Origin of the sequence: uncultured Thiodictyon sp. (genome assembly GCA_903837595.1) — a bacterium.
Taxonomy (GTDB): Bacteria; Pseudomonadota; Gammaproteobacteria; order Chromatiales; family Chromatiaceae; genus Thiodictyon.
Map to the genome: position 1 here is coordinate 1 of CAILVI010000201.1, position 6,066 is coordinate 6,066.

The 6,066-nt window shown below is 65.0% G+C and carries 7 protein-coding genes; 3 read left to right on the forward strand and 4 right to left on the reverse strand.

The features are described from left to right. The coding region (locus QZY44_RS10950; protein ID WP_295446100.1) for an SNF2-related protein at positions 1-732 on the reverse strand (732 nt) is incomplete at its 3' end. Between the two features lie 139 nt (positions 733-871). Between QZY44_RS10950 and QZY44_RS10955 the strand changes: the two genes are divergently transcribed. The 3 genes from QZY44_RS10955 (at position 872) to QZY44_RS10965 (ending at position 2,067) form a co-directional block, all read left to right on the forward strand. Continuing rightward, complete coding sequence (locus QZY44_RS10955) at positions 872-1,354, forward strand: site-specific integrase (RefSeq protein ID WP_295446102.1); 483 nt, start codon at positions 872-874, stop codon at positions 1,352-1,354. A 73-nt stretch (positions 1,355-1,427) separates the two neighbouring features. Beyond that, the gene (locus QZY44_RS10960; protein ID WP_295446104.1) at positions 1,428-1,763 is read left to right on the forward strand and encodes a type II toxin-antitoxin system RelE/ParE family toxin; all 336 of its coding nucleotides are present in this window, start codon (positions 1,428-1,430) and stop codon (positions 1,761-1,763) included. Positions 1,764-1,767: 4 nt separating this feature from the next. Beyond that, positions 1,768-2,067, forward strand: a complete 300-nt coding sequence (locus QZY44_RS10965) for a helix-turn-helix domain-containing protein (protein WP_295446106.1) — start codon at positions 1,768-1,770, stop codon at positions 2,065-2,067. 70 nt (positions 2,068-2,137) lie between these two features. Here QZY44_RS10965 and QZY44_RS10970 read toward each other — a convergent pair whose 3' ends face one another. Genes QZY44_RS10970 through QZY44_RS10980 form a run of 3 tightly spaced genes read right to left on the reverse strand, consistent with a single transcriptional unit; the run spans position 2,138 to position 5,992 of the window. Beyond that, positions 2,138-4,231 carry a UvrD-helicase domain-containing protein gene (locus tag QZY44_RS10970; protein ID WP_295446108.1) on the reverse strand — a complete coding sequence of 698 codons (2,094 nt, stop codon included), beginning with the start codon at positions 4,229-4,231 and terminating at the stop codon, positions 2,138-2,140. After that, positions 4,231-5,709, reverse strand: a complete 1,479-nt coding sequence (locus QZY44_RS10975; protein ID WP_295446110.1) for a modification methylase — start codon at positions 5,707-5,709, stop codon at positions 4,231-4,233. The genes QZY44_RS10970 and QZY44_RS10975 overlap by 1 nt, the downstream gene beginning before the upstream one ends. Beyond that, on the reverse strand, positions 5,642-5,992 hold the full coding sequence (locus QZY44_RS10980) for a DNA methyltransferase (RefSeq protein WP_295446112.1): 351 nt from the start codon (positions 5,990-5,992) through the stop codon (positions 5,642-5,644). Before QZY44_RS10980 ends, QZY44_RS10975 begins: the two co-directional genes overlap by 68 nt. Positions 5,993-6,066: the final 74 nt, after the last annotated feature.

Genomic DNA, 6,066 nt, shown 5'->3' on the forward strand with positions numbered 1-6,066 from the left:
CTTGCCCATGTGCGGGGTGGCGGTGAGCAGCAGCAGGTGCGCAGCGCTCCAGGGCAGGCGCCAGTCCGGCGGTAGGTCGCGCACCCCGGCCAGGGCCTCCGCCAGGCGGTAGCGGTCGGTGAAGGCGAGGCTGCCGTCCGGGTCGCGGCGGGCACTGAGCTTGTGGGCCTCGTCGAAGACGACCAGGTCGTAGGGGACCATGGCCGGGTCGCGCAGGCAGCCGAAGAGGCGCGGGGCGCGCAGGCTGTCGATGCTGACGATCAGCCGATCGCTGTCCGCACCGAGAAAGGGATTGGACCCCCGGGCATCGGCCCCGGTGACGATGGTAAAGGACAGCTGGAAGAGTTTGCGCAACTCCCGCTGCCAGTTGCCGACCAGGCCCGCGGGGGCGACGATCAGCACGCGCCGCATTGTCCGGCGGCTGAGCGCCTCGCGCACATAGAGCCCGGTCATGATGGTCTTGCCGGCACCGGCGTCGTCCGCCAGCAGGAAGCGCAGCCGTGCCTGGGGCAGCATCCGGTCATAGACCGCGATGCGCTGGTGGGGTAGGGGGTCGATCGCGGCGATCTCGGTCGCGAAGGCGGGGTTGAACAGATGGCCGTAGGACAACCGCTCTCCTTCCACCAGGACGCGGACTGCCTCCGGGGCGCCCAGGAAGTCGAGCGGCTGCGCCGACGGGTCTTGGCTGAGGTCGTGGGATCGCCGCGGGTTGCGGGTGGATTCGGGTGTCAAATCGGCACTATCCTTAGATCACATGGTGCATGTGCCTTTATAACGGGGGCTGGGGGTCCCTGCAAGGACCAAGCTTGCCCGCCAGCCCCCGTGTCGCGACACGGCGGCTGGCCGTAAGGCGCCTTCCCGCATCTTCGCCTTGCCTACAATATTGCAGCCCATTTGGATTTGGGCAGAGCTGGACATGGAGGCGGCCGTGTGGGCCGTCCCGGCCGAACGGATGAAGGCCAGGCGGGAACATCGGGTGCCGTTGTCGGGCGCGGCACTGGCCGTCCTGGCGACCCTCCCGCGGGTGGCCGGTAATCCGTACCTGTTCCCGGGTGCGCGCTACGGGCGCCCTATATCCGGCATGGCCATGCTGATGCAGATGCGCGACATGGGCTACGGGGGGAGCGGGGAGCGCGGCGACTACGTGCCCCACGGGTTCCGGTCGGCCTTTCGCGACTGGTCCGGCGAAGTCTCGAGCTTTCCGCGAGACGTCTGCGAGATGGCCTTGGCCCATGTCATCAAGGACAAGGCCGAGGTGGCTTACCGGCGCGGGGACCTGCTCGCCAAGCGGCGCGCGATGATGGACGCCTGGGCGGACTGGTACACCCGGCCGGTTGCAGCCGTCGCGGAGTGACCCAGGACCAAGGCGGGCACCGCTTGACCCGCCGCGCCTGGCGTCAAGTAATCCGCTGGATTAGACTTAGCCTATGCTAACCGTCGCAGAGGTTCCCGAGTACATTCGCCGGGCCGAAAGGCTCCTGACCGCGGACGAGCGGCGCGACCTGGTGTCATTTCTGGCGGTGCACCCCGGGGCCGGGGTCCTGTTGGAAGGAACGGGCGGGGTTAGAAAACTGCGCTGGGGGCGCCAAGGCCGCGGCAAGAGTGGCGGGGTTCGGGTGATCTACTACTTCCACTCTGAGGCGATGCCCCTCTACCTGTTGACCCTGTTCGCCAAGAACGAACAGGCGAACCTGACCCATGCCGAACGTAACGAACTGGCCGGACTGGTCGATACATTGGTGTCGGTCTGGCTTGCGAGGTAAGACGATGAGCGCGTTTGCAAGCATCAAGCGAGGATTGGAGGAAGCCGCGGTCCATGCCAGGGGCGGCCCGAGTGGCGTCGTGGAACACCGGCCGCGGGCGGTTGACGTGGCCGAGCTGCGCGGCCGGATGGGATTGACACAAGACCAGTTCGCCGGTCGCTTCGGGTTCTCCGTGGCGACCCTGCGCCACTGGGAGCGCGGCGACCGCACCCCCCACGGGGCCGCGCTAGTCCTCCTCAACGTGATCGAACGCAATCCCGCGGCGGTCCTGGAGGCCATGAGGCCGGACTTGCACCCCGCCTGATCCCCAACGAGTTTGGCTGGGCCTAGGGTAGCTCCCGAACGGTGGCACCTTCACCGCCCTGACCCGGCGTTCATGTGGCGCTATGGCATGGGGTCCTCAGGTCGTCAAGGAACTCCGACGCCGGGCTGACACCGCTGACCAGCAAGTGATCCCGCGCCCGCGTGCAGGCGACGTACAGCAAGTGGCGCTCCGTGTTATAGACCTCTTCCAGATCGCTGTCGTCGGTCACGGTCTCGATGCGCGCCTGCAAGGGGATGATCTCGTCATCACACGCCATGACCGCTACCGCCCGAAACTCCAGGCCCTTGGCCAGGTGCATGGTGCCGACGCAGAGGTGCCCGTGGCTGGTTTCCACATGCTCGTCCAGCATCTTGAGCGGGAGCCCCGAACCGATGACGGCCTTGCGGGCGCGGTCGAGTTCCGCCGCGGATCGCACGAAGACGCCGATCTCGTGTGGGGCGACGCCCTCTTGGACACATTCGGTGATCCAGGCGGCAACGGCTCCAATCTCCTCTTTCGGACTGTCGAAGGTGGTCACCCGGGGTGCAGGTCCATTGAACGCAGAAACCGTGCCGCGCCGCTCTTCGGCATTCCCATCGACATCGGACACCGCTCGCCCCAGCAACCGATCTGCTTGGGTTCTGATTTGGTGTGAGGTACGGTAGTTGATATGCAGTGTGCGGGCGCGTCCCCGGATGTCGACGCCAAGCGAGCGCCACGAGAAGGGCGGCTGAAAGATGCGCTGCCCCAGATCGCCTGCGAAGAAGAGCCCGCTCGGACGGTCGGCGCCCAAGGCGGCAAGGAATCGCAACTGCGGCACGCTGATATCCTGCGCTTCATCGACGACCACGAAGTCGAACGGACGCTGTCGACGGTTTGCCAGGTCGCTCGCGAGCTGGCTGAATAGCGCCGCGCGCGTGATCAGCCCGGAGTCCCTCAGACCCGCACGTACGGACTCGAAGATCGTCCATAGCGCGGCACGCTGCGCCTCCGGCAAACGGGTTTTGCGACCCAGCCGCTTGACGTCTCGATAGGACTCCCAGCGATCCAATTGCCAGGCGTCAACCAGTTCTTCCCACTCAGTGCGCAGAAAGCCCAGGTTAAATTTGTGGCTCGCCGCGGCCTCACTCGCCTCAGCGATCAGACGGGTCGTCAGGTCGTGCGTGGCAATCCGTGGGGTGCCCAGGTGCCGTTCATAGAGCCGCTCGCCGATGGCATCCAAGGCTTGGACATCCAGGCGTTCGGCGAGGCGCGGCTCGTTGCTGATCAGGCGCCGGAGCTTGGTCCGCAGCGCGTTCGCCAGCGTCTCGGAGAAGGTGGTCAGCAGGATGCGGCTGTCCGGGTGTTGGCGGGCGAGAAACACCGCGCGATGCAGCGCAACGATCGTCTTCCCCGTACCGGCCGACCCGCAGACCCGCGCCGGCCCCGCGAAGTCGCGCTCCACCCACTGGCGTTGGGCCGGGTGGAGAAAGACCGTCCACTTGTCCCAGGGGTACTCCAAGGCACGCTCAAGCTCCTGGAGATCGCCCATGAGGCGGAAACGCCGCTGGGCGTCGGGGTGGGCAAAGGGGTCGATGCCGGGGGCGACCAGCGGCCGGGGTGTGGTCGGCTGACCGCCGGTGGCCAGTTGGAGCAGCGCTTCTGCTGCCTCGGCAGGGAGATGGGCGGCCAACTCCAGCAGGCTATCCTCGTTGGCCAATCGCACGTCAGCGAGCCATTCGTGCGGGATGCCGTAACTCAATAACTCTGCATCGGGCCGTTGAGCGAACAGCGGCGGTTTGACCGGTGCCGGTGGTGCGACTTCCACGTATCGCGGCACCGCGATCTCTTCGACACGGCTGCGAATCTCCACCAACTGCGCGGCACCGGTCTGCGGATGGGTTTCAAGCCGGCGCCGCTCGGCCCAACTGTAGGCTCGATCGTGGTGATCCACGTAGCAAAGCAACAGACTCTGGGAGGACCTGTGCACGATCAGGCGAATGTCGCCGCTGGCGCGCACCGACCAGAAGTTCTTGTCCCGTGCGTGGTCGAGCTTGTGAAAGCCCAAGCCGGGGTTGGCCGGGTTAAGCTGCAAGTCGAACGCAGTGGTCTTGACGGCCTTTTGTTCGTCGCCCGTCAGCCGGGCCAGGCTGTCGGTGAAGGTGTCGGCGATGCGCAAATCCATCAATTCACCCTGAATACCTTCATCACCTCGTCCCCCAGGTGGTTGATGACCTTGACTGCGATGCGGCCGGATATGGGCTTGGCGAAGGGGCGGGAGGTGTCGCTGTTCAGCGTGGCCCAAGCCTCCTCGTTGATCTCCGCTTTGAGGGTGGTCTTCAACGCCTTGTAGGGGTCAGCGGCACCCAGGAAGTAGGCGTGCCGGACGAAGAAGCTCTCCTCGTTGTAGTCGGTGTCGATGAACCAGCAGGCGATGCCCTCGGGGCCGTCGCTGCGGACCTCGCCGGTGCTGGGGTGGAAGACATCCACACCGTTGATCTTAATCCGTACCTGGCCGTCAGGGGCGGGCAGGATCGCGATGTCCGGCTCGCCGAAGATCACGAACAGGTTGCCCTTACCCGTGTTCTTCAGGTCCTCGGCCATGTGTAGGTCGGCGTTCATCCGCGCCTTGAGTACCGGGATGCGGCCGAGCTTGCTGAACTCGGTGGCGTGGGCCTCGTAGTTGAAGGCGCAGGCGATAAGGCAGTCGAAATCGGCATCACCGGCCTCGCGGGCGGCGGTGACCAGGTCGGGGCGGGTGACGGTGCCGAACTCCGGGCCGATGAAAATCGCTGCGCGATTTTCATTGGTTAGAATCGACGTGTCGGAGGATTGGGCGGATGGGTCTTCGCCGTCGTGGGTGACGATATAGCGCCCTTCGGCGCAGATCAGGTCGCCGGGCCAGGGCCTGAGTGAGGTGAAAGTGATCCGGTCCTCCTTGTGGGCCTGCTGCACGCCGGCCACCTTGAGGTTTTCCAGGATCATCTGGGGGAAGCTCAGCCGCTCGCTGTAGCCAGCCTCCGGATCGGCCACCTGTTTCTCGTTGGGGTCGATCAGTTCGTCGTTTTCATCCACACCCAGCACGCGGTGAGGGGACAGGCTCTCGACGGTGAAGGGGCCGGCGACGCGGACCTTCTTGTTGTCGGTGTAGGGTTTGTCGTAGAGGTACTCGGACTCGGCCTTGGCGGCGATCGAGGCGTCGATTTCTCTCTGGCGGGCGATGCGGGCGTCCCACCAACCGCCATGCAATTGCTTGGCGGCAGCGGGCCAGTCGGGGTCTGCCTCGCGGGGGATTTGCCACTCGGCGAAGGGTGTGAATGCCTTTGTAGGATGGGTTGAGCGAGAGCGAAACCCATCTGTGCCGGCGGCGGAGGAACGATGGGTTTCGCTGCGCTCAACCCATCCTACGAGGAGTTCATTGAGCTGTTCATTGAGCTGTTCGCGCAGCGGTTCCAGGATGACCTGCCACTTGTCCCAGATCAGGTCGATCTCGGTGTTGTTGGCGATTGACTTGAGCGTGATGTGCGGCACGCGCTCGTAGACGAAGCCGTGGCGGATGTCGCCGCGGGTCGGCTGGGAGGAGGGGGCGGTTTGGCTAAGCTGCGCCTCCTTCATCTGGCCTTCGCGCGAATCGGCGAGCAGGTAATAGGGGTAGCGCGACACGGGAGGTGTCGATGGTGATCCAGCGGCGGCCCCATTGCTCGGCGACATAGGCGGTGGTGCCGGAGCCGCAGGTGGGGTCGAGGACCAGGTCGCCGGGGTCGGTGGCCATCAGCATGCAGCGTTCCACGGCAGTGAGTGCTGTTTGAACCACGTAGGTTTTTGGCCCGCCGAATTGGTTTTGACCAAGGGTGTCGGTCCAGATATCAGTCAATACATAGACAGGATAGTCTTCAAGAAATCTCATATAACGAGAAGGATGAGTCGTGCGAGCAGTGAGAGCCACGACTTCTCCTGGTGGTTGGACGAGCCCGCTAAGTTGTCACGGGAGCTGAAATAGGCAATATCTTCTTGCCGGTC